General features: G+C 59.8%; 19 protein-coding genes. 2 read left to right on the top strand and 17 right to left on the bottom strand.

The genetic code is table 11. The features are described 5' to 3' along the window. Positions 1-66: 66 nt before the first annotated feature. A complete protein-coding gene (locus tag ACP7A4_RS11330) occupies positions 67-1197 on the top strand; it encodes a metallophosphoesterase (protein ID WP_426246870.1) in 1131 nt (376 codons plus the stop codon). On the opposite strand, the gene ACP7A4_RS11325 is transcribed toward ACP7A4_RS11330, so the two are convergent. From ACP7A4_RS11325 to tauA, 7 genes are all read right to left on the bottom strand, one after another. Beyond that, positions 1194-1637: a YqaA family protein gene (locus ACP7A4_RS11325; protein ID WP_426246868.1), complete on the bottom strand. Its 444-nt coding sequence runs from the start codon at positions 1635-1637 to the stop codon at positions 1194-1196. The genes ACP7A4_RS11330 and ACP7A4_RS11325 overlap by 4 nt on opposite strands. Positions 1638-1741: 104 nt before the next feature. Then, positions 1742-2995, bottom strand: a complete 1254-nt coding sequence (locus ACP7A4_RS11320; protein WP_059762091.1) for a ferredoxin reductase family protein — start codon at positions 2993-2995, stop codon at positions 1742-1744. Between the two features lie 126 nt (positions 2996-3121). After that, entirely contained in the window at positions 3122-4021 is a 900-nt protein-coding gene (locus ACP7A4_RS11315) for an alpha/beta hydrolase (RefSeq protein ID WP_426246865.1), read from the bottom strand. A gap of 18 nt (positions 4022-4039) precedes the next feature. Next, complete coding sequence (locus tag ACP7A4_RS11310; protein ID WP_426246863.1) at positions 4040-6286, bottom strand: TonB-dependent siderophore receptor; 2247 nt, start codon at positions 6284-6286, stop codon at positions 4040-4042. A gap of 101 nt (positions 6287-6387) precedes the next feature. Beyond that, on the bottom strand, positions 6388-7737 hold the full coding sequence (locus ACP7A4_RS11305; RefSeq protein ID WP_426246861.1) for a HAMP domain-containing sensor histidine kinase: 1350 nt from the start codon (positions 7735-7737) through the stop codon (positions 6388-6390). Beyond that, positions 7737-8435 carry a response regulator transcription factor gene (locus tag ACP7A4_RS11300; RefSeq protein WP_203303490.1) on the bottom strand — a complete coding sequence of 233 codons (699 nt, stop codon included), beginning with the start codon at positions 8433-8435 and terminating at the stop codon, positions 7737-7739. Before ACP7A4_RS11300 ends, ACP7A4_RS11305 begins: the two co-directional genes overlap by 1 nt. Before the next feature lie 85 nt (positions 8436-8520). After that, the gene (gene tauA, locus ACP7A4_RS11295; protein WP_059762096.1) at positions 8521-9495 is read right to left on the bottom strand and encodes a taurine ABC transporter substrate-binding protein; all 975 of its coding nucleotides are present in this window, start codon (positions 9493-9495) and stop codon (positions 8521-8523) included. A gap of 268 nt (positions 9496-9763) precedes the next feature. Here tauA and ACP7A4_RS11290 point away from each other — a divergent pair, with 268 nt between their 5' ends. After that, positions 9764-11818 carry a c-type cytochrome gene (locus ACP7A4_RS11290; RefSeq protein ID WP_203303489.1) on the top strand — a complete coding sequence of 685 codons (2055 nt, stop codon included), beginning with the start codon at positions 9764-9766 and terminating at the stop codon, positions 11816-11818. 68 nt (positions 11819-11886) lie between these two features. On the opposite strand, the gene mrdA is transcribed toward ACP7A4_RS11290, so the two are convergent. The 10 genes from mrdA to efeB form a co-directional block, all read right to left on the bottom strand. Next, entirely contained in the window at positions 11887-13779 is a 1893-nt protein-coding gene (gene mrdA, locus ACP7A4_RS11285) for a penicillin-binding protein 2 (protein WP_059762098.1), read from the bottom strand. Positions 13780-13930: 151 nt separating this feature from the next. After that, on the bottom strand, positions 13931-15538 hold the full coding sequence (locus tag ACP7A4_RS11280; RefSeq protein WP_426246857.1) for an ArnT family glycosyltransferase: 1608 nt from the start codon (positions 15536-15538) through the stop codon (positions 13931-13933). 103 nt (positions 15539-15641) lie between these two features. Further along, positions 15642-16043 carry a 4-amino-4-deoxy-L-arabinose-phosphoundecaprenol flippase subunit ArnF gene (gene arnF, locus ACP7A4_RS11275; RefSeq protein ID WP_426246855.1) on the bottom strand — a complete coding sequence of 134 codons (402 nt, stop codon included), beginning with the start codon at positions 16041-16043 and terminating at the stop codon, positions 15642-15644. Further along, complete coding sequence (gene arnE, locus ACP7A4_RS11270; protein ID WP_048365844.1) at positions 16040-16384, bottom strand: 4-amino-4-deoxy-L-arabinose-phosphoundecaprenol flippase subunit ArnE; 345 nt, start codon at positions 16382-16384, stop codon at positions 16040-16042. Before arnE ends, arnF begins: the two co-directional genes overlap by 4 nt. Beyond that, positions 16381-18033 carry a lipid IV(A) 4-amino-4-deoxy-L-arabinosyltransferase gene (gene arnT / locus ACP7A4_RS11265; protein ID WP_203303487.1) on the bottom strand — a complete coding sequence of 551 codons (1653 nt, stop codon included), beginning with the start codon at positions 18031-18033 and terminating at the stop codon, positions 16381-16383. The genes arnE and arnT overlap by 4 nt, the downstream gene beginning before the upstream one ends. Further along, positions 18030-18914, bottom strand: a complete 885-nt coding sequence (arnD, locus tag ACP7A4_RS11260; RefSeq protein ID WP_426246853.1) for a 4-deoxy-4-formamido-L-arabinose-phosphoundecaprenol deformylase — start codon at positions 18912-18914, stop codon at positions 18030-18032. Before arnD ends, arnT begins: the two co-directional genes overlap by 4 nt. Next, the gene (arnA, locus tag ACP7A4_RS11255; protein ID WP_203303486.1) at positions 18914-20905 is read right to left on the bottom strand and encodes a bifunctional UDP-4-amino-4-deoxy-L-arabinose formyltransferase/UDP-glucuronic acid oxidase ArnA; all 1992 of its coding nucleotides are present in this window, start codon (positions 20903-20905) and stop codon (positions 18914-18916) included. The genes arnD and arnA overlap by 1 nt, the downstream gene beginning before the upstream one ends. Next, positions 20902-21915, bottom strand: a complete 1014-nt coding sequence (arnC, locus tag ACP7A4_RS11250) for an undecaprenyl-phosphate 4-deoxy-4-formamido-L-arabinose transferase (RefSeq protein ID WP_059762103.1) — start codon at positions 21913-21915, stop codon at positions 20902-20904. The genes arnA and arnC overlap by 4 nt, the downstream gene beginning before the upstream one ends. Before the next feature lie 475 nt (positions 21916-22390). Further along, positions 22391-23215, bottom strand: coding sequence for an iron uptake system protein EfeO (efeO, locus tag ACP7A4_RS11245; protein WP_426246850.1), 825 nt, complete (start codon positions 23213-23215; stop codon positions 22391-22393). A 23-nt stretch (positions 23216-23238) separates the two neighbouring features. After that, on the bottom strand, positions 23239-24558 hold the full coding sequence (efeB, locus tag ACP7A4_RS11240; protein ID WP_426246848.1) for an iron uptake transporter deferrochelatase/peroxidase subunit: 1320 nt from the start codon (positions 24556-24558) through the stop codon (positions 23239-23241). Positions 24559-24582 lie beyond the last annotated feature (24 nt).

The following is a 24582-nucleotide window of genomic DNA, read 5'->3' as shown; positions in this document are numbered from 1 at the left end:
TTGCAATGACATCCCCGGCTTGTCACTCTTTGCGCCGCACACCTCAGGTCTGGACAGGAAATAAGCATGTTTCATGTGGTTACTGCATTCATCGCGCTGTATGTAATGGGGCGCTTCATCTGGCCATTGCGTGTCAGCCTGCCCGGCAAGTGGGTGCTCAGCGCGTTGCTGTTGCTGGTGGCCGAGCATCACCTGATCCCCCGCAATGTGTTTGGCAGCATGGCGTCGCCCGAAATACCCGGTGAGGTGTTGATTGCGCTGGGCTGGGCGTTTGGCAGTCTGATCGTGCTGGCACTGCTGCTGTTAATGCGTGATGTAATCGGCTTGCTGACGTATTTTGTCTCACCTCGAAAAGGTCGAGAACTGCTGCGCAATCGGCGCCTGAATGCCGCTCTGGGCATCATCAGCGTCGGCTTGTCGTTATTGGGCGTGTGGCAAGCGATACGCGTGCCGGATGTGAAAAACATTGAAGTCACGGTGCCGCATTTGCCGGCGCAAATGGACGGCTTGCGGCTGGTGCAACTGAGCGACCTGCACGCCAGCCGACTGCTGCAAGCGCCGTGGATGCAGGCGGTGGTCGAAAAAACCAATGCCCTGCAACCGGATCTGATTGTGATCACCGGCGACCTGGTCGATGGCACCCCGCAAGCCCGTGCAGCCGATGTGCAACCCTTGCAGCAGCTCAGCGCACGGTATGGCGTGTTTGCCATCCCCGGTAACCACGAATACTACGTTGACTACGTGCACTGGTTGCCCGCGTTCGAACAGTTGGGCCTGCACATGCTGCTCAATGAACACGTGCTGGTGACCCATAACGGTCGGCAATTGGTACTGGCGGGTATCACCGACAAAGCGGCGTCGACATCGAGGTTACCGTTGCCGGACGTAGCCGCATCCCTGCGCGATGCTCCGCAGGATGCCCCGGTCATCCTGCTCAGTCACCGCCCCATTGGCGCCCTGGCCAATGCCAGACAAGGCGTCGGTCTGCAACTGTCGGGGCACACCCACGGTGGCCAAATCCTGGGGCCGCATCTATTGGCGCAATGGGCCAATCAGGGGTTTGTCTCGGGACTTTACGATGTGCAAGGCATGCAGCTTTACGTGAGCAACGGCACCGGGTTGTGGAACGGCTTTCCTGTTCGGCTGGGTCGTGCGGCAGAAATCACTCACATCACCCTGCGCGCGCCAGCACCCTAAGCATTGATCCAGCCCAGCGTAAGGGCGGTCAACACCGCATACCGAGCTGCTTTGGCCAGCGTCACAATCAGCACAAACCGCCAAAGCGGCTCGCGCATCACTCCGGCGATCAGGGTCAGAGGATCGCCAATGATCGGCACCCAACTGAGCAGCAACGACCAGCGGCCATAGCGCAGATAAAACTGCTGCGCTTTTTCAAGCTTTGTTTGGCTCACGGGAAACCAGCGCTTGTGGCGAAAGCGCTCGACCGAGCGCCCCAGTAGCCAGTTGAGCACCGACCCCAGCACATTGCCGAGTGTGGCGACGATCAACAGCAGCACCACGCTGTAGCGGGTCGACACCAGCATGCCCACCAGCACCGCTTCGGACTGCATCGGCAACAGGGACGCCGCGCCAAATGCGGCGAGGAACAGCCCGATGTAACTGGTGAACTCGAACACTCAAAATCGCTCTGGCGGCTATGCAGCGCAGCCTTTTAGCATCAAATGGCATCCGCTGCCCATAAAAAAGGCGCTGCCTGAGCCGCGCCTGTACGCCTTTGCCCTCAGCGAAATTCAAACAACTCCACATGCAGATTCTTCTCGGGCACGCCGCACTCGCGCATCAGTTCGCGAACCCGCAGCAACAAGCCTTTTGGACCGCAGAAACTGACATGCACCGCTGCCGGTGAAGTGTGGTTGAGGGCTTGGCGCAGGTGCTCGGCCAGTTGCTCGGTGCCCCCGCTATTGGCCACGAATGCCACGCCCCGTTGTTCGGCCACCTGTTGCAGTTGTTCTGCAGGCGGGAAGGCGCGGGCAGGGTTGAAGCAATAGATCAGGGTGGCGGCGTCGAAACGCTCGCCGTGCGGGTCTTGCAACCAGGCGATAAAGGGCGAGATGCCGACGCCTGCGCCAATCCAGATTTCCTTGGCCGCATTGGCCGGACGTTTGAAGTGCCCGTAAGGCGCGTAGAGGTCGGCAATCATGCCGATTTTGACCTGCTCGCGTAAGGCTTGGGTGTAGTCCCCCAAGGCCCGGATCACGAACTCAAGGTGGCCGTTTTCACGGTGGGCGCAGGCGATGGTGAAGGGGTGAGGCTCGCGCAGGCCTTTGTCTTTGAACGACAGAAACGCGAACTGACCGGCCTTGAAGGCAAAGCCTTTACCGATGGGGGCCAGGGTCAAGTGCACCGCGCCTTTGTCGCTGCGCACGTTGATCACGCGGTATTCACCGGCACGCGCCACGAACGGGTACAGCAGCAGTTTGTACAGCGCCGCCAATATGCCCAGTACGCAGAGCACGCCCAGCCAAATGCCCGCAGGGCTGAGCAGGGTGATGGGGGATTTGAAGCTCAGACCGTGCAGGATCACGATCAAAAACAGCGGGCCGGACAGTTTGTGCCACCAGCGCCATACGCTGTAGGGGATGTTGCGGTTCAAGGCGAGCAGCACAATCATGCCCAGCGCGACGTAGCTCAACTGACGCACCATGCGCGTCCAGTATTTGGACAGCTCCACAATGGGCACGCTGTTCCACACCTCCAGGTTGGCTTTGAACACCAAATGGTACGAGGCAAACACCAGCGCCCAGATGCCCAGCCATTTGTGGGTGTCGTAGACACGGTCGAGGCCGCCGAACAGATTTTCCACCACGCGCCAACGGCTGGCGAGCAGGCAAGACACGGCCATATACGCCAACGCAGTGGCGCCCAGGATCAGACTCAGTGTGGCGCTGGTCAGCCACGTGTCAGCGGGGATTTCCAGCAGCAGGGTCAGTGCCGTTATCAGCAAAATACCAACCAGCCAGTGCCAGTTCTTCACGGGTGTACTCCCATCATCAATCCGTTGTGCCTAAGACTGAAAACCGGCCCTCCTTGGGGTTTCAGGGAAGCCGGAGTCTAACGGGATGCGCGAAGAGGCCTGTGATCTCGGTCAGGCCAGGCCCGATTAGTCGATGTACAGCGTGTGCAGCACGTAGCGCAGCGAGGCGGGCAGGGTTTGGCCGTGACTCATGCCTTTGAACGGGTGGAACTGCACGTTCAGCCCCTCGATACCTTGTAAATCCGTGACCAGTTGCTGCATCCGTTGATCGGGTGGGCCGCTGGTTGGCGCTCGCGGGTTGCCGGGTTCATCGGTGCCGCGCATCAACAACACCCCGGTTGTGTGGTCCTCCATGCGCTTTTTCAAGTCTGCAACCTGTTGGGCTGCGATACCGTCGCCCCACCACAGTGACGGGCTGGCGGCGGCATAGTGAGCGAACTCGCCGGGGCGGGTCAGCAGTGCGTGCAGCACCAGCAAACCGCCGTACGAGTGGCCCCACAGGGTTTGTTGTTCGAGGTTGATGGGCGCTTTGGCCGCTACGGCGGGGCGCAAGCGATCACGCAGCAAGTCAAGGAACGTATCGGCGCCGCCGCTGGGAAGACCGGTGAGGGGATCGCTCTGCGCCTTCAAACCGGCGCGCGCAGGCGTGTAGTCGTACGTGCGGGCCGTGCGCTCAATGCGCAGCGGCGTGTCATACCCCACCGCTACCAGCAGCGGAGCCTGACCGTGGGCCAGGCGACTGAGCAACTCGGCATCCAGTGCACCGACGGCCGCGTTGCCATCGAGCATCCACAGCACCGGGAAGCCGGTTTTGGGGGCGGCAGTGGCCGGGCGCCCGATCCACAGTTGGTAATGGCGTTGGCCATCCGCCGAGTCGATCAGTAACCGGCTGAAGCGGTAATCCAGGTCCTGGCGTTGCAGCAACCGGGTGTCCATTGGGGCGTCCAGCGCAGGCCGGGCCTGCGCCGCGAACCCTGGCAGTGCCAGGGCAAGCAGCAACGCCAGAGGGAGCGAGAGGTGTCTCATCAGGCGATCTCGTCAGGTTTAGAACGATGCAGTCAGGCTGGTGTAGAGCGTGCGCCCCGGTTCGTTGTACGTAGCGGCACCGGCACCTGCGATGTTGTTTACGCCTTGGGCGTTGCCTTCGCGGTACAGGCGCTTGTCGAACAGGTTATCCACGCCTGCGGTCACGCTCAGGTGGCGGGTGATCGCATAAGTGCCACTCACACCGGCAATGGCGTAGGGCGCGAGCTGGTTGTTGGCGGTGCCCGTGACGCGATCGCCGTGGTAGTCGTATTTTTTCGGTGTTTGCTTGCCGTACCAGGTCGCGCTCATTTGCAGCGACAGGTCTGGCGTGGCTTGCCAGTCCAGCATCGAGTTCACCGTGTAGCGCGGGGTCACGGACAGGTAGTCGCCGGTCTGTTTGTTTTTAGATTGCAGCATGTAGGTGAAGTTGTTGGTCCAGTTCAGTTGCTCGGCCAGCGGCAGGGTCAGCGTGCCTTCCAACCCTTCGACCAGCGCTTTGGGGACGTTTTCCCACTGGTAGATCGCCGCATTGGCATATTCACCTTTACCGCCACTGGCCTGACCAATCGGACTCAGGCCCGATTCGATCTTGTTTTTGTAGTCGTTGCGAAAATACGTCAGGCCCGCGACCACACCGTTGTCCTTGTATTCGATGCCCAGTTCCTTGTTGACGCTGGTTTCGGCCTTGAGGTCGGCATTGCCTTGCAGGTAGCAACTGGTGCTCTGGCCATAGCAACCCTGGCCACGGCTGTACAGCAAGTAGTCGGGGTTGAGCTGGTACAGGTTCGGTGCTTTGTAGGCACGGGCGATACCGGCTTTGAGGGTCAAGGTGTCGGTCAGCGCGTGGGACAGGTTCAGCGAGGGGCTCCAGTTGTCCCCGACCACGTTGTGGTGATCCAGGCGCAGCCCCGGTGTGAGCATGGTGCCGGGTAACAGCTCGATGTTGTCTTCGGCAAACAGCGAGAAGATCCGCGCCGACGATGCGGTGCTGCGGTTGCTGCTGCTCAGGCCACCGACGGTGCCACCTTCGCTGGTGGTTTGGGTGTTGGCACTCGGGTCATCGAGTTTTTGCTCAGTCCACTCGGTGCCCAGGGTCAGGGTTTGATCCAGCCCGGCGTGCAGCGGCAAGTTGATTTCGCCGTGGGCCGTCAGGTCACGCAGCACGGCGGTGTAGAAGTTGGTGTCGCTGAAAATCCCTTCGGTGCCGCCGGCCAGCCCTTCGTTGAGACGAGAGTTGCGGGTCTTTTCATACTGGATAAAGGCCATGCTATTGCCCACCTCCCATTCGCCGCGATGGGTCAGGGCATAGGTCTCGCGGTAGGTGCGATTGGTTTCGTGGCCGAGCATTTTTTTCACGTTGGCGTTGCTGTTGGTGTTTTGCGTATCGCCAGTGTAGAGGTTGCCTTGGCGGCTGAAACCCGCTTCGAAGTCCAGAGTCTGGTCCGGGGTCATGCGCCAGCTCAGTAAGCCATTGACGTCTTTGTTGCGTACCCCTTCGCGGCCTGCGGGCAGGGTGCCGGCCTGATTGGCGCTGCGCGCCGATTGGTGCCCGGCGTTGATGTCCCAGTCATCGGGATCGGTCTTGGCGATGTTGCCGTACACGCGGTAGCTGAGGTTCTCGGTCAGGGGGCCATTGAGGCCGAAGTTCATGCGCTGCGTTGCGCCTTCGTCCTTGTGCTGTGGGAACGAGGTGTACACGGTCACGTCGCCGTGGGTCTCGGCGCCTGCCTGCTTGGTGATGATATTGACCACACCACCGGCGGCACCGTTGCCATAACGGGCGGCGGCGGGGCCGCGCAACACTTGGATCTGCTCAACCTGATCGGCCGGCACCCAGTTGGTATCGCCACGGCTGTCGCGTTCACCGCGCCAGCCGTAACGCACCGAGTTGCGGCTGTTGACCGGTTTGCCGTCCACCAGAATCAGGGTGTTTTCCGGGCCCATGCCACGGATGTCGATCTGGCGGTTATTGCCGCGTTGCCCACTGGTGGAGTTGCCGGTGAGATTGACGCCGGGCATGGTGCGAATGATCTGCGAAAGATCATTGGCCGCAGGGCGCTTTTTGATGTCTTGGGCGGTAATGATCGACACGCCGGGTGCCTGTTTGGTTTCTTCCTGCGCCGTGGCGATCACGTTGGTGTTACCCAGTTGCAGCGCGGGTGGCGCAGTGTCTTCGTCTGCAAGGGCAGCATGAACAGCACTACTCAACAACCAGCAACCGGACAACACAAAAGGGGCGATTGGGCGCAACACACGTAACGACATCGGTGATCTCCGGGACGGCCTGATACAAGAAGATCACGAATGATAATGACTGCTAATTGAGAGTAAAGCGCATTAACTTTCTAAACACTTGTGCCGCGTCCTCAGCCACCCTCAGCCTGCGCTGCCGGTAATAGCAGGTGCATGCACAGCCCCGGCCGCTCATTGGTGGCCCACAACCGGCCTTGTTGCAGTTCAATGGCCCGCTGGGCAATCGCCAGCCCCAGGCCGAAGCCTTCGCCCACGCATCCGGACAGCCGCTGATAGGGCACAAACAGCGTGTCCAGCTCATCAGGGGGCACACCGGGTCCCTCGTCCTTCAGGCACAGATGCCACGCATCGCCTTCGCGCCACCCGCTCAAGGTCACTTGGCCTTGCAGCGGCGAATAGCGGATGGCATTGCGCAGCAGGTTTTCCAGTGCCTGGGCCAAGCTGTCGAGGTTGACGTTGACGCAACAGTCGGTGCTCAACAGGCAAGGCATGCGGTCAACGGGCCACTGGCTTTCGAAGCAGGCGTCTTCACGCAGCGCTTCCCAGACCGACAGCACCAGCACCGGCTCGCGGGTCAGTTGTGGGCGTTCAGTGTCCATCCACGCGAGGTTGAGGGTGTCTTCGAGCAAATGCTGCATGTCATCGATTTCACGGTCCAGGCGTTGGCGCAGTTGCGCGTTTGGTAACTGACTGTCGTGGGCGATGCGCAGGCGCGCCAACGGCGTTCGCAGTTCGTGAGACAGGGTGCGCAACAGCAAACGTTGCTGATTGAGGCTGTTGCGCAAGCGGCTGGCCATGTGCTCGAAGGCGTGTGCCAATTCGCCCAGTTCGTCGCGACGACGCATCAGGGCCAGTGGCGCCTGGCTGTCGAGGTCGTCAGCGCGCAACGCGTCGGCGCGATCACGCAGGCGGTTGAGCGGCACCACCAGTTGGCGGTAGAGCAACACGCCGAGTAACGCCGCCAGCAGGGTCGGCATCACGCCGTGGCTGAAAACATGGGTCCAGGCGGTCAGGCCGTTGGGCAGCAAGCGCTCGGGTAGTTGAATCACCAATTGGCCCTGTTGCGGGTGGTCCGGGAACGGAATGCTGACGTAGGGCAGTTCATCCATCAGGCGGCGGCTCATGGGCCAGTCGAGCTTGCGCATGAACGTCAACTGTTGGTAATGCGCGGGGGTAACAGGCGTGTTGCTCAGGCTTTCAAGTCGTGGGCCAAGCACCGCGACCCAGGTTTGTTCGCGGGCAGACAATCGCTCGGTGAAGCGCTCCAGCCCGTCGGTGCCTTGCTCGCGCCAGATGTCCTGGGCCTGTTGCGCGTAATCGCGCAGATAGTCGCGCTCTTGGGCAGACAGAAAATAGGTGCTGCGCTCGGCCGACAGCCCCCAGATCCAGATGAACCAGGTCAGTAGCAGGCAAAAGCTGATTTGCAGCAGCGCCAGTTTCCACAACAACGGATGACGGCGCATCAGGCGGGCTGCGACTCGATCAAGATGTAGCCCTGACTGCGCACCGATTGAATTTGCAGATGTTGCACGCCGACAGCGGCGAGCTTGCGCCGCAGGTTACACACATGCACATCCAGCCCCCGATCTAGCCGCGTGTAAATACGGTGCAGTACCTGCTGATACAAAAAAGCTTTGCTCAAGGCCTGGCCGCCATGTTCGCGCAAGGTCATCAGCAGGCGAAATTCCGAACCGGTGAGCCCGGCGAAATGGCCCGCGTGGAGCACGTCCTGCGCCTCGTCATCGTAGGTCAGCGCACTGTCGAGTGTTTGCACAGGGCGTTGGGCCTGCATGGCCATGCGCCGCAGCAGGGCATCGGTGCGCGCATCCAGTTCGGCGAGGCTGAAAGGTTTGGGCAAGTAATCATCTGCGCCGCGGGTAAAGCCGCTGATGCGGTCCTGCTCGTTGCCCAGCGCCGACATCAGCATCACGGGCACGTTTTGATGCGTGCGCAAGGTTTCGAGCAGGCTCAGGCCGTCAAGGCCGGGCAACATAATGTCCAGCAGCACCAGGTCAAAGGGTTGGCTTTGCAGGGCATTCAAGCCCTGGGTGCCATCGACACAGGCGGTCACGGCAAAGCCGCGTTGCAATAAGTGACGTTCAAGGTCATGGCGCAACCGAAAATCGTCTTCGACAAGTAGCAGATGAGGGGAGGTTCGCATAAGGCACTGATTGAGAACGTTTAACATTCGCGAATATCCCACCATTGGCGATGCTGTGCAATTGCTATCAATGACGCGAGGCTTTTTAGTCCGGCAAATACTGGTCGCTGACAAAGCCCGAGTAATCCGCTGACACGCTCTCGATTTTGCCTTGGTCCTTGAGGAAAGCGGCAGTTTGCGCAAGGTCTTTGGCCGTGCCACCGCCCAGCAATCGGGCGGATTTTTGCTCTTGGGTGGAAGGGAAATGTGCACCTTGCAACAACTCGGGGATGTCTTGTGCATTGGCACCGGTCAGGGCGGCGATCTTCTGCACGTTGGGCGAATCGGCGGTCCAGTCCGCCTGATGGGCGTTGTAGTCGGCAATGGCATCAAGGCTGACCTTGGCAAATTGGGCGATGACTTCGGGGTGTTTCTCGGCGTAGTCCTTGCGCGCGACCCACACCTCAAAGGTTGGCGCGCCCCATTCGCTGACCTGGCCCGCGTCGGTCAGCACTTTGCCGGTTTTGCGGATCTCGCCCAGCGCAGGCGACCAGGTGAACGCGCCGTCAATATCGCCGCGCTTCCAGGCGGCGGTAATTTGCGCCGGGCTCAGGTTGACCACTTTCACCTGTTGCGGGGTCAGGCCCCAATGTTTCAGTGCGCCGAGCAGGCTGTAATGCGAGGTCGAGACGAAAGGCGTGGCCAGGGTCTTGCCAATCAAGTCTTGCGGGCCGTTGATGCCGCTGCCGTCACGCACCACCAGCGCTTCGGAGCCTTTGATTTGCGCGGTGACGATAAACGTCACCAGCGGCACATTGCGCGATGCCGCAGCGGCCAGCGGGCTTGAACCCAAATTGCCGATTTGCAGATCGCCCGAGGCCAGGGCCGCGACCACGGCCGGGCCTGCATCAAAGCGGCGCCAGTCAATTTTTTCGCCGATGGCCTGCTCATAACGGCCTTCGGCCTGAGCCAGTTTGGTGGGGTCGATACCGGTGATGTAGCCAATGGTCAGGTCAGCCGCGTGTGCCTGAAACGTGGCACCGGCAAGGGCGAGGGCAAGCAAAAGTGGACGCAGGGACATGGGCGCAACCTTGAACTGAGGTGTTTATAAGGTGAGTCCGGCGGTCCGGTGGGCTGAATCTAAGTGCTTTAAATCAAAGGGGAAAATACCGTTTTGGAACTAGCTTAGAGCGTGCCGTGTGCCCATCGATCGCCGCCTGCATGATCCGGGTCAACCGTAGCCGGAGCAGAACCGGTTACAAATGCTGGGTGAGGAGTACATAACAAAAAACGAGCACGGCCCGTGCCGAGGGGACTACCCCAGGCCGGTGCCTTAAAGGAATATCGCCATGATTTTCAAGTTTGCGCGTCTGGCCACGGTCGGCCTGACGCTTCTTTACGCCTGTCAAACCCCTGCCAGCGAGCCGACAGCGGCAGCGCCCAGCGTCAACAACGCAGACACCGACCTGATACAACGCGGCCAATACGTGGCCCAGCTCGGCGACTGCATTGCCTGCCACACCGCCAAAGGTGGGGCGGTGATGGCCGGTGGCCTGGAGCTGAAAACGCCCATGGGCACGATCTACTCCAGCAACATCACCCCGGATCCCGAGACCGGGATTGGCCGCTACAGTTTTGAACAGTTCGACACGGTGATGCGCGAAGGCAAAACGCCTGCGGGTGAAAACCTGTACCCGGCCATGCCTTATCCGTCGTACGCGAAAATGAGCGAAGACGACATGCGTGCGTTGTACGCGTATCTCTTGCAAGACGTAACCGCGGTCAAACAGGCCAACCTGCACGCCGACATGAGCTTCCCGTTCAATCAGCGCTGGGGCCTGTCGCTGTGGAACTGGATGTTTGTGGATGCGCAGCCGTTCACCCCGGACCCGTCCAAAAGCGAGGTGATTAACCGCGGTGCCTATCTGGTGCAAGGGCTGGGGCACTGTGGTTCGTGCCATACGCCACGCGGCCTCGCTTTCCAGGAAAAAGCCCTGAGCGACGCTGGCAGCCGCGGCAAACATTACCTCGCGGGGGAAACCGTCGAAGACTGGCGCGCCTTGAGCCTGCGCAACCTGTGGACCGTCGAAGACACCGTGCAACTGCTCAAGACCGGGCAAAACCGTTTTGCCACGGTCTCGGGCAACATGGCGGACGTGATCCACCACAGCACGCAGCACTTCACCGACGCGGACCTGACGGCAATTGCCAGCTACTTGAAATCGCTGCCGCCGGGCAAGGACGATCTGCCCATGCCGTCAGTGGCCATCGCGCCCGCCACAGCACCGGACACGCTGTTCACCACCCGTGGCGGGCTGGGTTATACGCAGTTTTGTGCCGACTGCCATCGCCCGGACGGTGGCGGGGTAAAAGGCATGTTCCCACCGCTCAATGGCAACCCCGGCATTCTGGCGTCCAACCCCGCGACGCTCCTGCACATCACCCTCACCGGTTGGAAAACGGCTGAGACGGCGGCCCATCCACGGGTCTGGACCATGCCCGGGTTTGCGCGGCTGGCAGACGATGAAATCGCCGAGATTCTGAGCTTTGTGCGCAGCAGTTGGGGCAATGACGCGCCCGCCATCAAGCCCGCGCAAGTGGCCCACATGCGCAAGCAATTGAACCCGGACACCCACGACCCCCGTGCATTTGTCACCCCGCGGCTGGCCAACCTGCTAACAGCGTCCAATGCTGATCAAGTGGTGCGCGGCATGCGCCTGCACCTGCAAACCAAAGCCTTGCTGCCCGATAACGTAGGCAATGCGCTCAATTGCACCAGTTGCCATTTGAACGCCGGCACGGTGGCCGATGGCTCACCCTTCGTTGGCGTGTCAGCGTTTTTCCCTGGCTATGCGCCGCGTGCGGGCAAACAGATCACGCTCCAAGAACGCATTAATGGCTGTTTTCGTCGATCTATGGATGGCAAGCCGTTGGCGGTGACATCGCCTGATATGCAGGCCATGGTTGCGTATTTCGACTGGATGAAAATGAACACAGCGCCCGGCGACAAAGTGGCGGGCCGGGGAGTGGGCAAGGTGGATCCGGGCATCAAGCCGGACATGGGCAACGGCAAAGCGGTGTACGTCAAGCAATGCGCGGTGTGCCACGGTGACAACGGGCAAGGTTTGAAACACGCGGACGGCGGTTTTATTTTTCCGCCGTTGTGGGGTGACGAGTCGTTCAACATCGGTGCCGGGATGGCGCGTACCTACACCGCTGCGGCGTTCGTCAAACGCAACATGCCGATCGGGTTCCATGAACAGTTCCCGCTGGGGCAGGGGGGCTTGTCGGATCAGGAGGCGGTGGACGTGGCGGCGTATTTCTCGCACCAGCCACGGCCGGACTTCCCGGACAAGGTCAAGGATTGGCCGAATGGCGGTAAACCGGTGGATGCGCGGTACTGAGATCAACAGCCCCTCCCCCCAACCCACACCCTGCGCGAGAGGGTTGGGGGGAGGGTGGCGGTCTTCATTCACACATGCGCATTGCCATGCTTGAGCTGCGGGCTGGCGTATTGCGGTTTCAGAGCGCCCTGATTGTCGAGCAACCAGGCATCCATCACTTTGCGCACCACCGGTCCTGCCACACGCCCACCGGCTTCACCGTTTTCAATCATCACCGAGATCACGATCTGCGGGTCTTCAGCCGGTGCAAAGCCGACAAACAGCGCGTTGTCGCGATTACGCTCGGCCGTCTTCAACCGGTTGTAACGCTCGCCCTGTTTGATCGCCACCACTTGCGCCGTACCACTCTTGCCCGCAATGCGGTATTGCGCGCCGGTGGCTGACGCCCGTGCAATGCCTCGCGCATCGTGCATCACCAATTGCATGGCATGGTTGACCTGCTCCCACTCCTTGGGATCGTGCAGCACGATATTGGCCATCGGGTGTTCGTCCACCGGCGGCGCGCCATCGATGGTGCGCGCCAGGTGCGGGCGGTTCCACACGCCTTTGTTGGCAATCAGCGCCGTGGCCTGCGCCAACTGCAATGGCGTGACCTGCATGTAACCCTGGCCAATGCCCAAAATCACCGTTTCGCCAGGGAACCAGGCTTGGCGTCGTGTGCTGCGCTTCCATTCACGCGAGGGCATCAACCCCGAAGATTCCTCGAACATGTCCAGCGAGACTTTTTGCCCCACGCCAAACATCGACAGGTAATCGTGCATGCGATCAATCCCCAGCTTGGAGGCAAGGTCGTAGAAGTAGGTGTCGTTTGAACGCATGATCGCCGCATTCAAATCGACCCAGCCATCCCCGCTGTGGTTCCAGTTACGGTATTTGTGCTCCACGTTCGGCAACTGGAAGTAACCGGGGTCGAACACCCGGGTCGAGGCTGAAATCACGCCGCTGTCGAGTCCGGCAATCGCCACTTCGGGCTTGATTGTCGAGCCGGGCGCATACAGGCCACGCAACGCGCGGTTGAACAGCGGTTTGTCGATGGAGTCGCGCAGCCCCGAGTAATCCTTGGAGCTGATGCCGGTCACGAACAGGTTGGGGTCGAAGCTGGGTTTGCTGACCATAGCCAGCACTTCGCCGGTTTTCGGGTCCAGGGCGATGATCGAGCCGCGCCGGTCGCCCAACGCGTCTTCGGCCGCTTCCTGCAATTTGATGTCGAGGCTGAGCACGATGTTTTTGCCCGGCACCGCATCGGTGTGGCGCAGCACCCGCATGACGCGGCCCTGGGCGTTGGTTTCAACTTCTTCAAAGCCGACAGTGCCGTGCAACGCGTGCTCGTAAAAACGCTCGATCCCGGTTTTACCTATCGATTGCGTGCCCCGGTACTCGGTGGGGTTCAGCTGTTTGGCTTCTTTCTCGTTGATGCGGCCCACATAACCGACCGAATGCGCGAAGTGATCACCCTGGGGGTAGTGGCGAACGAACTGCGCCTCAACCTCAATGCCCGGCAGGCGGTACTGATTGACGGCCAACAGCGCGATCTGTTCCTCCGTCAGTTCGTAGAGCAGGGTCGAGGGGTCGAACGGGTGGCGGGCCTGTTTCATCGCCTTGGTAAACACGGCGCGGTCTTCTTCGGGCAAATGCAGGATGCTGATGACCGAATCCAGCACTTTGGCGCTGTCGCCCGCGCGTTCGCGGGTCAGGGTCATGTTGAAGCTGGGCTGGTTATCGGCCAGCAGCACGCCATTGCGGTCATAGATAAAACCGCGTTCGGGCGGGATCGGCAACACGTGCACGCGGTTGTTTTCGGACACGGTGGAGTTGTAGTCAAATTCGGTGACTTGCAAGAAGTACATCCTGGCCACCAGCGCGCAACTGATCGCCAGCACCAGCGCCGCGCAGGCGATCAGTCTTTTATTGACCAGCCGTTTCTCGGTGTCGTGATCTTTAAGCGGGATCGGCTCGGGCATGGTTCAGGTGTCTCACATCAAAAAACGCAAATACCGCAGCCTGCCGATGAGAGGGTGGGCCACGAAAAGTCGGCGCACACCTTACCAGCACGCTGGAGAATAATCCGCTCATGCAACATGAAACTCGACAGGCTGTGCGCAGCCCCTGCGCTCATGGTTTCTTCAGCAGCACGTAATCGTTTTTGTCAAAACGAGCGCTTAATACCGGCGCGGTATTACCCAAAACGGTTCCTTGCAGGCGCTGGTAATCCTTACGGTCCATGACCACCCACGCGGGTCCGTTGATCGTGCCCAGCTCGGCGGCCGTTTGCGTGAACAGCGCCGACATGTCCCGGTTCACATTGACCATGAACTTGATGGCTTTGGCATCTTTGCCCATGCCATGCAGCACCAGCGGTGCGGGTGTGCGCTCGATCAGGCGCAGCGCCTGATGCGTGAATTCGCGGGTGTCGTACACGCTGCGCTCAAGCGGTTCATACACCATGATGTAAGTCCCCCACACTGCGAAAACGGCACAGCCCGCCAGGCCTGTTGCGCGCCATTGCGTCCTGAACAGCGCCCCGACGGCCAGCAGTTGCAACCCGCCCAACACAAAGAACACCCCCTCCAGTGAAGGCACTTGCTCGTCGAAACGTTTGCGCGCAATCACCAGACCGACGATCAATAGCCCCGGCAACAGTAAAAAAAGCCCCTGTATCAACCCGCGCAACAGCGCAAACACCCGGCCGTGCATGGCCTGGAAAGGATAGGCCGCAATGATTGCTGCAAAGGGCAACATCGCCAGCACGTAGCGTGCTTTTTTGGCTTGGGGAATCGACAGACCGATCATCACCACCAAACCCGCCGCGACGCAGTATTTGACCAGTTGCAGCGCTGCGCCCGATTGATGGCGGCCAGTCACCAGCAGCGCCGCCAGGACCAAGGCCGCCAGTGGATAGGCCAACGCATAGTTACCCATGGAGCTGGTGAAGTAATACAACACGCTGCTGGCGCCTTCTGTGCCGTCCATACGCCCGGTGACTTGCATGCGGATCACTTCGTGGACGAAGGTTTGCCCGCCGCTGATCCAGGCCAGTGTCAGCAGCAGGCCGATGCACGCCAGCAGCAGCGCCAGAGCCTGCAACCCGAGGCTGAACATCCGGCGCCCTTGGCCGCTGACCAGGTAATAGCTGCAGAGCACGCCCGCAGGGATGACTAAACCGATAGGGCCGCGAATGGCAAAGCCCACTACCAACAAGGCCAGTAACCCGACATGACGCCGTGGGGCCGCCAAATGGTCGTGGGCGTAGGCCAGGTAGAAGGCCCCCAGGCTCACCGCCGCAAGCATTTGGTCCAGCGACACGGCACGCGTTTGGGTGATGAACGTCATGCTCAGCAGGAGCAGGGCAACACTCATGAGCGCCCATTGACGGGAATGGGGCGCCACCAGTCGATAGGTGAGGGTCACGGTGGTTGCGCTGGCAATGGCTGTCGGCAGCCACGCGCTGAGGCTGGTGACTTCGCCAAAAGGTTTGGACAGCAACCAGATGAACAGCGTCGAGGTGGCGCTGTAGTCCGGGTAGGGCTGGCCATAAGTGGTGGGGAAGAAACCGGGGCCGTGACGCAGCATCTCGTTGGCGAATAATACAAAGCGTGAGTCGAAGCCGATCGCCGCCTGGTTGTGCTCACCCAGGATGAACAGCAACAACGCCAGGGCGCCCAGGATCAAGGAGTGACGGTGTTGGACCTGTAAGGCGATGTTGGACGAGTAAGCAGGCATGCACCGTTCCTTGACTCAATAAAAAGCATAAAAAAACGCCGCCCTGGTCATCAGTGGCGGCGCCGTCAGTGTCTTAAGCCTGAGCCGCAGCACGCGGCCATGCTCACCTTGCGCGGTGGGGGGGGCGGCGCGAATTGATGGTCAGTACGCCACCGATCACCAGCGCCACGCCCAGGGTTTTGGACAACGTGAAGCTTTCATGGAATACCGGCAAGCTGGCTGCCAACAGGTACACCAATGCATAACTGACACTGAGCAACGAATAGGCGCGGCCCAAGGGCAAATCCCTCAGGGCCAGCAACCAGCAAAGCATCGACAGGGCGTAGGCCATGATCGCGCCCGTCACCACGGCCAGTGCGCTGAACGAAACATCACCCTGTTTGATTGCGCTCAGCCATTGGGCAGGTTCGGGCAAGCGCGTCATGCTCCAGCGCATACCCAGTTGCGCCCCGCTCACCAGCAATACGCTGGCACTCGCAAAGGTCAAGCCACGGCGCAGGCTCATGCGTGTTGCCCCAGCAAAACCACGCCGGCAATTACCAGCCCCACGCCACACCAGTGCCGCAGGTCGATGGTTTCTTTAAACAGGTAACGGGCGACCAGTGTGATCAGCACAAAATTGAGGCTGAGCATCGGGTAGGCAATGCCGACTTCCAGCCGCTGCAACACCAGCAACCACACCAGCAGCCCCAACCCCAGGCACAGCAAGGCCAGCCACAACCAGGGGGAGCGCAGCTTGTGCGCCACCCCAAGGTCAACGTCGCGCCAGCTTTCGACCGCGTACTTTTGCGCGACTTGCCCCGCACACGTCAGCACACACGCCATGAGCAAGAGCGCCAAAGTCATGGAGTGCTCTGCGGGAAAATCAGAATCACCATGTTGCCTTCGTCATACCGCTGCGCATCCTTGGGCAACATGTCCATTTCATGGCTCTCGTCGCTGTTTTTGACCCGCATCACGACGCCCACCGGACCTTTTTGACGTGCGGCACTCAGCCAGGGGCCGACTTCGGCCAAACCGATGCTTTTACCTTTGGCGTCGTCGTAAGTCAGGCCGTATTTCACTTCACCCTGGGTGTTGTACAACGTCACATCCGGGCGACGCAGGCGCCAGGCCAACGCTGATGCCGCGCCCAAATCATTGCTGAGCAGGGTTTTGGCCTGTGACAGCTCTGCAAGGTGCTCCAGCACGAACTGGTCGGGCATTTTGTTGTGCACCACGCTGCTGGGCATGCTGGCCGGCAGCAACAGCACCAGTACACCCATGCTCAGGGCCGGGGCGGCCCATAGCTTAAGCGGTCGCCACAGTTGCAAGGCCCCTGCACCGATCCAGGTCAGTAACACAATGACCAGCAACGCCACATGCTGCGGTTCGTTGTCGTAAAACGGTTTTTTGATCTGGAAGTAGATCAGGGCCAGCAAGGCGACACTGGCCAGCAACAGGTTGACCAGCGCATTGAACCGCAGCGCACCGGTTTTGGCCTGCTCAACACGCTGGATCAATGCATGGCCCAGCAACAGGGCCAGCGGCAGCAGGCACGGCATGATGTAGGTCGGCAGCTTGCCTTTGCTCAGGCTGAACAAGGCCAGCGGCAACAGCATCCACAGCAGTACAAACACCACCTTGGCCTGATGCTTGTTGCGCCAGGCATCTTTGAACGTGACGGGCAGCAACGCAGCCCACGGAAGGCTGGCAACCACCATCAACGGCAGGTAAAACCACCACGGGCGCCCATGCTGAGCGTCTTCACCGGCGAAGCGGCGAATGTGTTCATGCCAGAAGAAGAAGCGCCAGTAATCGGGTTCCTGCGCATGCACCGCCAACACCCAGGGCAGCGACACCAATGCAGCGACCAACATTGCGAGCAGGCCGTATTTGACCATTTCTACAAAGCGTTTCTGCCAGATCATGTAGGGCAGGGCGATCAACACCGGTAACAGAAAAGCCAGAAAGCCTTTGGTCATAAAGCCCATGCCGCAGGCAAACCCCAGCACCGCCCAACTGATCGCCCGCTCACGCCGGGTGCTGCTGTCAATGGCAAACCACAAGGCTGCCAGGCTCAGGTTGACCCACCAGGTGAACTGCGGATCGAGGTTGGAGTAGCCGGCTTGCCCGGCAATCAAACCAAAGGTCATGTACACCAACGCGCAGGCGAAGCTCTTGCGCGGGTCGTTCCACAAGCGGCGCGCCACGGCGTACGCCAGCCACACACTCAGGCCGGTGGCGACGGCAGACGCAATGCGCACACCAAACAGGTTTTCGCCAAAAATCGCCTGGCCAATGGCGATCATCCAGTAACCGGCAATCGGCTTCTCGAAGTAGCGCAAATCCATGAAATGCGGCGTGACCCAATTACCATCGACCAGTATTTGCTGGCCGATTTGGGCGTAACGCGATTCATCTGGAATCCATAATCCGTGCGTGCCGAGCGGCACCAGGTAAAACAGCACGAAACCCAGAATTAGCAGGGGTATTGCCCAACGATTGAGGGTCATGGCTGCTGCACTCCCAACCAACCTTCACGGCCTTGCAGTACGCCACGGCTCAATTGCCCGGCGGGCACGCTATCGAGATCAGCAGGCAGCAAGTTGCGCAGCGGCTGAAACTGGATATCGCGGGCGCGGGCTTGCACCAGCAGTTGCCGGAAGTCGTTTGCCATAAGAATCCCTTCTACTTCTGCATGGATGGTGTACGCGTTCAGCCGTTGCGGGCTGAAGCGATCAAGAATGTATGAATTGAAGTCGGCGGCGCTCACGTGCGGCCCGACCACTTCATCGAATGTGGGTAAATCGACAGGGATTTGCGGCGCGCCCAGGCTGCCATCGGCCAACCTTGGCCGAAACAGACTGTGCCCGCGGCAATCACTGTTGTAACGAAAACCAAACCGTTGCTTGGCCTCAACCACACGTTCATCGGCACGCCACCCGGCGGCAGCCGAGCACTCGACAGCCTGCCCGGTGATGTCGCTCAACGTGTCGACACCCAGGCGGATGTGCTCGATCAACTGTGCCTCGCTCCAGCGCCCGGTGTTGGCTTGCCAGCCGTGGTGATCCCACGCGTGCAAGCCCACCTCATGGCCTGCGGCCAGAGTCTGGCGCATCAAGTGCCCCAGATCCTTGCCGATCGGTTTGCCGGGCCAGGCGGTGCCGGCCAGCAAAATATCCCAGCCATACAAACTGGCGGCCTTGGAACGCATCATTTTCCAGAAGAACCGAGGCTTGATCAGCCGCCATAAATGGCGGCCCATGTTGTCCGGCCCCACGCTGAAAAAAAACGTGGCTTTGATCTGTGCTTCATCCAGCAGTTCGAGCAGTTGCGGAACCCCCTCACGGGTTCCGCGATACGTGTCGACGTCGATGCGTAGGCCTGCCTGCATTAGCGTTTTTCCGCGATTTCTACCATGGCCTCACGCAAGAAGAAGTCCAGCGTTTTACCAATGGTTTCGCTCAGTTCGATGGTGGGCGTCCAGTCAATCAAGCGACGGGCGTTTTCAATACTCGGCTTGCGATGGCTGACGTCTTGGTAACCGGTGCCGTAAAACGACTGGCTTTCCACGTCACGGAAACCGGCAAAGGGCGGGAAGTTATCACGCAACGGGTGCGCTTCAAACTGACGCAGCAACTCTTCACCCAATTGACGAATGCTGGCTTCGTTTTCCGGGTTGCCGATGTTGATGATCTGACCGTCACACTTGCCATCACGGTTTTCGATGATGCGCGCCAGCGCCTCGATGCCATCGGCCACGTCAGTGAAGCAGCGTTTTTGCTCACCGCCATCCACCAGACGAATCGGCGTGCCCTCCACCAGGTGCAAGATCAATTGGGTAATGGCGCGCGAGCTGCCCACCCGTGCCGAGTCCAGACGGTCAAGGCGCGGGCCCATCCAGTTGAACGGGCGGAACAGCGTGAACTTGAAGCCTTTTTGGCCATAGGCCCAGATCACGCGGTCGAGCAATTGCTTGGACACCGAATAGATCCAGCGCTGCTTGTTGATCGGGCCGACCACCAGATTGGAGGTGTCTTCGTCGAAATTCTTGTCCTGGCACATGCCATACACTTCGGACGTGGACGGGAAGATCACGCGCTTGTTGTACTTGACGCAGTAACGCACCAGCTTGAGGTTTTCTTCAAAGTCGAGTTCGAACACCCGCAATGGGTTGCGGGTGTATTCGATCGGGGTGGCGATGGCCACCAGTGGCAGCACCACGTCGCATTTTTTAATGTGGTACTCGATCCACTCGGTGTGGATGCTGATATCGCCTTCCACAAAGTGGAAATTAGGGTGGCTGCGCAGACGCTCGATGGCATCAGAGCCGATGTCCAGGCCATACACTTCGTAGCGGTCGTCTTGCAGCAGACGCTCAGACAAATGGTTACCGATGAACCCGTTCACCCCCAGGATCAGTACGCGGGTACGACGCGCCGGGCGCCCGGACTCGCTGCCTCGCAGTCGCGAGCCATCGACCAGACCCAGTTCACGGGCCAATTGCGGGCCGCTTAAATACAAGCCATCGGCGTTGCGTTGCCCGGCGTTAATGATCAGCGAGTCTTTACCGCAGGCAATGCGCAACGGATCGCAGCTGATCACGTGACCCGGTGCCATGCCGTTGTTGCCCGGCATCACTTCACTTGCCCACACAATCAATTGGTGTTCGCCCACCGCGCAGAAGGCGCCGGGGTACGGTTGGGTGACTGCGCGCACCAGGTTGAACAGTTCTTCAGCCGGGCGCGACCATTGCAGCAGGCCGTCAGCGGCAGTACGGCGACCAAAGTAAGTGGCTTTGGATTCGTCTTGCGGGGTTTCTTTAAGCTTGCCTTCGGGCAGCAATGGCAGTGCTTCGGCCAGCAATTTAGCGGCACAATCACGCAGTTTGGCGTGCAGGCTCAGCGCCGTGTCCGAACGCTCGATGCTTACGCGTTGCTGGGCCAGAATGTCGCCTGCATCGGCGCGTTTGACCATGCGGTGCAAGGTGACGCCGGTTTGCGTTTCGCCATTGACCAGCACCCAGTTGGCCGGTGCGCGGCCCCGGTAGCGCGGCAGCAATGAGCCATGCAGGTTGAAGGCGCCGTGGCTGACACTCGCCAGCAACTCTTCACCCAGCAGATGGCGGTAGTAGAACGAGAAAATGTACTGCGCATTGAGCTTGCGAATGCGCTCGATCCACAGGGGGTGGTTGGCGTCTTCGGGGGCGTGCACCGGGATGCCTTTGCGCGCGCACAGTTGGGCGACCGATGCGTAAAAATTGTTTTCCTTGGGGTCGTCAGCATGGGTAAACACCGCGGCGATGTCATAGCCTGCATTGAGCAAGGCTTCGATGCCTGTGCAACCAATATCGTGATAGGCGAAAACAACAGCTTTCAAACTCATGATGGGACCTGCGTCGAAGAAGAGAGGGAAGTTGGGTTAGTTGAAATTGAAGCGGTGGCGGGTTCGGCGCGTACGATTTTTTCGATAAAGAATCGTGGCCGTGCTCGCACATCGCTGTACATGCGGCCCAGGTATTCCCCCAGAAGCCCCATGCCAATAAATTGGCCACCGGTAAACACAAACAGCACCGCAAACAGCACGAAAGTGCCGTCGCCTGCCCAGGTCGCGCCAAAGATCAAGCGCAGCACGATCAACATGATCGCGAACAGTCCACCCAGCAGCGCCATGCTAAAGCCGATAATGCTCAGCAGACGCAAAGGCGTGGTGGTCATGCAGGTCACCAGATCGAACATCAGGTTGATCAGGCGCATGGGGCTGTATTTAGAGTCGCCATGTTCGCGCTCAGCGTGCTCGACCAGCACCTCGGTGGTGTGGCGGGCAAAGCTGTTGGCCAGAATCGGGATAAACGTACTGCGCTCACGGCAGGCGAGCATGGCGTCGACGATGGTGCGTCGGTAAGCGCGCAGCATGCAGCCGTAGTCGCTCATGGCAACCCCGGTTGAGCGCTGCACCGCAAGGTTGATCAAGCGTGACGGCCAGCGGCGCCAGGCCGAGTCCTGGCGGTTGTTGCGCACCGTGCCAACCACGTCATAGCCCAAGGCAGCCTGAGCCACCAGGCGCGGGATTTCTTCCGGCGGGTTTTGCAAATCGGCGTCCAGCGTGATGACGACATCACCTTTGGAGTGTTCAAAACCGGCCATGATTGCGGCGTGCTGCCCGTAGTTACGGTTCAGAATGACGGCCACCACCGGGCTGCCTTCGCGCTCGGCGGCGTCCTGGAGGATTTGCGCCGACTCATCGCGGCTGCCGTCATCCACCAGAACAATTTCATACGGTTGGGTCAGTTGCGCGCAGGCCGCTTCGGTGCGACGCAACAACTCAGGCAAACTTTGTTCTTCGTTGTAGACCGGAATGACGATCGACACACACTGGATAGGGTAGGGTTTCAAAGTATTCGTTCCAGTCAGTTTCAATGGCACAAGACAACGGGGCTTTACGTGAAACAGTCACAGGACACAGCAGGTTCACGCGCCCAGAGGATTAAAGCTCATTGCGCAAAAAGGTAAAGTCATCGGGCTGCGTTATCTACATGATTTCGTTGCGAACTCTTGACCCTGCTGTGCAAGGACAGTGCATACGTTAAACGCACTTTTGTGAAAAACCTATGAAAGTCAGATCAACACATCGTGTTTCCAGAAACCAGACAGCTGCTATTCAGGAAAGTATTTACGGCGTCAAAACTTAATCCGAATGCCAGGCGTGTTTTTTAACTGACAGTAAATACTGGCGAACACTTAGTTGGTTTAAACCCTGAGCAAGCTTTGCAATTAAACAGTCGGCAGCGTTATTAAACGGGTGGAAAAAACAGCGTCAATCTGCGGGTATGTGACGCAGGTCACATCGATTGACGCTGTGGTTGAGCGTTTAGTTCAAACCCAGCTTGCCGCGCAAGGTAGAAAGGTCTTCGGCCAGGGTATTGACCGGGCCAATCAAGGCTTTGCGGTCGTTTTCCTTGACCTTGTCGTAGGTCTCAAAACCACCGTCTGCGGTTTTGTACTTGGCCAGGATGGTGTTCACCGTGGTGAAGTTTTTATCCACCTTGGCGGCAAAGGCGCTGTCGTTTTGTTCGAGGTAAGGTCGCAACAGATCAACAATCTTCTTCGCGCCATCGACGTTGCCCTGGAAGTCGTACAAGTCGGTGTGGCTGTAACGATCCTCTTCGCCGGTGACTTTGGTCGCTGCCACTTCTTCCATCAGGGCCGCCGCGCCGCCCACCACTTTTTCCGGCGGGAATGTCAGGCCAGCCACGCGGTTTTGCAGGTCTTTGACGTCTTTGTTCAGGCCGTCAGCCAACTGATCGAGGCCCTGGGTGCTGTTTTCGGAAAACAGGCTGTATTCGATGCGGTGAAAACCGGTGAAGTCGGCTGCCTTGACCCCTTGTTCGTGGTCGTCGACCCGTGAATCGATAGACGCATCCAGGTCGCTGAACAGCTCTGCAATCGGCTCAATCGACTCGTAGTACACGCGAGTGGGGGCGTAGAGTTGTTTAGCGGTGGCCAGGTCGCCTTTTTTCACCGCATCGGTGAACTGCTGGGTGTGGGTAGCCAACTCATCCAACTGTTCGGTGACGTAGATCTTGTAGTCGGAAATCGGCGCCACCAAATCCAGGGGCGCCGTTGCCGCGAAAGCCGACAGTGGGGTGTGGAGCAAACCTAAAGCGAGAAACAGGGCAAGCGGCGTCTTCTTCATGGGGCTTTTCCGGGAGGTTGAGGTTAGGCGCGGGGGTGGGGTGATGCGGCATCGAGCAATGAACGCCCAATGAAATCCTGGTCGTCGTGCACACCCGGCAAGGTGAAGAAATAGCCACCGCCTATAGGCTTGAGGTATTCCTCCAGCGGTTCGCCGTTAAGCCGTGTTTGCACTGCGATAAAGCCTTGCTCCAGGTCGCGCTGGTAGCAGATGAACAGCAAGCCCATGTCCAGTTGGCCGTTTTTGTTGACGCCATTGGAGTAGTTGAACGGTCTGCGCAAAATCAGGCTGTTGCGGGTCTGTGGGGTGCGCGGGTTCGCCAGGCGAATGTGGGCGTCGAGCTGGGTGATTTTGCCGTGGGGGTCTTTGCTGTAGTCCGGCACGTCAGTTTCGCGGCTGCCATCCATCGGCGCGCCGCTGGCCTTGCTGCGCCCAAAAATACTTTCCTGCTCTTGCAGGGGGGTGCGATCCCAGCGCTCGACGAAATTGCGGATGATGCGCACCGCTTGATAACTGCCATCGACCGCCCAGCGCGGCTCGTCGCTACCCGGTTGTACCCACACGATCTGATTCATGGCGGTGCGGTCATTGGAGTCGGGGTTGGCCGAACCGTCACGAAAGCCCAAAAAATTACGCGCACTTTGCGCTGGCTCGCCGGGTTTGGCCGGTGCCTGCGGCGGCACGGTGCCTTCTTGTTTCCAGCGCACCAGCAGCAAATCCGGCAGGTTCTTAACAATGTCGCGCAGGGCATGGATGTTGGTGTCGGCGGTGTTGGAGCAGAACTGCACACTCAAGTCGCCATGACACTGTGCGGGGTCGAGGGCATCGTTCGGGAAGCCTTGCATGCGGCTCAGGCGTTTGGGTTTGACGCCGGACAAACCAAAGCGCTCATCGAACAATGACGCGCCCACCGAGACGGTGATGGTCAGGTTGTCGGGGGTGACCACCGGGCCGAGGATGCCTGAATCCGTGGGCGGCAGCTTGGGGTCCACCTGGACGACCGGCCCGCCGGTCATCAGGAAGGCGATGCGCTCATCCAAAGTACGGAACAGGCGTTCGAGGTCTTCGCGGTCGCTGGCCAGCACATCAAATGCCACCAGCATGCCCGCAGCCGGGCGCGGGGTGACGATGCCGCTCTGGTGTTGGCCGTGAATGTCGTGATGGTCACGGGTCTTGTCGCTGCTGGGCGCCTGGGTGACTTGCGCGTTCGCCGGGGCGCTGGCCGCCATGGCTGGGCAGCTCAGGGCGCCGCCCGCCAAAGCAGCACCGGCCACTCCCATGCCCATCAGTAGGCGGCGGCGTTGCAGGTTGAAGTCGTTGGGGCTGTGTGGTGAATCGCTCATGTGCATCTCGTCTGCAATTACAGG

This window comes from Pseudomonas sp. TWR3-1-1, assembly GCF_049896545.1.
Lineage (GTDB): Bacteria > Pseudomonadota > Gammaproteobacteria > Pseudomonadales > Pseudomonadaceae > Aquipseudomonas > Aquipseudomonas weihenstephanensis.
The sequence above is the reverse complement of the archived record's forward strand: the minus strand, read 5'-3'. Positions and strand labels throughout refer to the sequence as shown.

Coding starts and splice junctions, on each gene's coding strand:
- ACP7A4_RS11330 (WP_426246870.1), top strand. CDS start 67: ATGTTTCATGTGGTTACTGCATTCATCGCGCTGTATGTAATGGGGCGC.
- ACP7A4_RS11315 (WP_426246865.1), bottom strand. CDS start 4,021: ATGAGACACCTCTCGCTCCCTCTGGCGTTGCTGCTTGCCCTGGCACTG.
- ACP7A4_RS11310 (WP_426246863.1), bottom strand. CDS start 6,286: ATGTCGTTACGTGTGTTGCGCCCAATCGCCCCTTTTGTGTTGTCCGGT.
- ACP7A4_RS11305 (WP_426246861.1), bottom strand. CDS start 7,737: ATGCGCCGTCATCCGTTGTTGTGGAAACTGGCGCTGCTGCAAATCAGC.
- ACP7A4_RS11300 (WP_203303490.1), bottom strand. CDS start 8,435: ATGCGAACCTCCCCTCATCTGCTACTTGTCGAAGACGATTTTCGGTTG.
- tauA (WP_059762096.1), bottom strand. CDS start 9,495: ATGTCCCTGCGTCCACTTTTGCTTGCCCTCGCCCTTGCCGGTGCCACG.
- ACP7A4_RS11290 (WP_203303489.1), top strand. CDS start 9,764: ATGATTTTCAAGTTTGCGCGTCTGGCCACGGTCGGCCTGACGCTTCTT.
- mrdA (WP_059762098.1), bottom strand. CDS start 13,779: ATGCCCGAGCCGATCCCGCTTAAAGATCACGACACCGAGAAACGGCTG.
- ACP7A4_RS11280 (WP_426246857.1), bottom strand. CDS start 15,538: ATGCCTGCTTACTCGTCCAACATCGCCTTACAGGTCCAACACCGTCAC.
- arnF (WP_426246855.1), bottom strand. CDS start 16,043: ATGAGCCTGCGCCGTGGCTTGACCTTTGCGAGTGCCAGCGTATTGCTG.
- arnE (WP_048365844.1), bottom strand. CDS start 16,384: ATGACTTTGGCGCTCTTGCTCATGGCGTGTGTGCTGACGTGTGCGGGG.
- arnT (WP_203303487.1), bottom strand. CDS start 18,033: ATGACCCTCAATCGTTGGGCAATACCCCTGCTAATTCTGGGTTTCGTG.
- arnD (WP_426246853.1), bottom strand. CDS start 18,914: ATGCAGGCAGGCCTACGCATCGACGTCGACACGTATCGCGGAACCCGT.
- arnA (WP_203303486.1), bottom strand. CDS start 20,905: ATGAGTTTGAAAGCTGTTGTTTTCGCCTATCACGATATTGGTTGCACA.
- efeO (WP_426246850.1), bottom strand. CDS start 23,215: ATGAAGAAGACGCCGCTTGCCCTGTTTCTCGCTTTAGGTTTGCTCCAC.
- efeB (WP_426246848.1), bottom strand. CDS start 24,558: ATGAGCGATTCACCACACAGCCCCAACGACTTCAACCTGCAACGCCGC.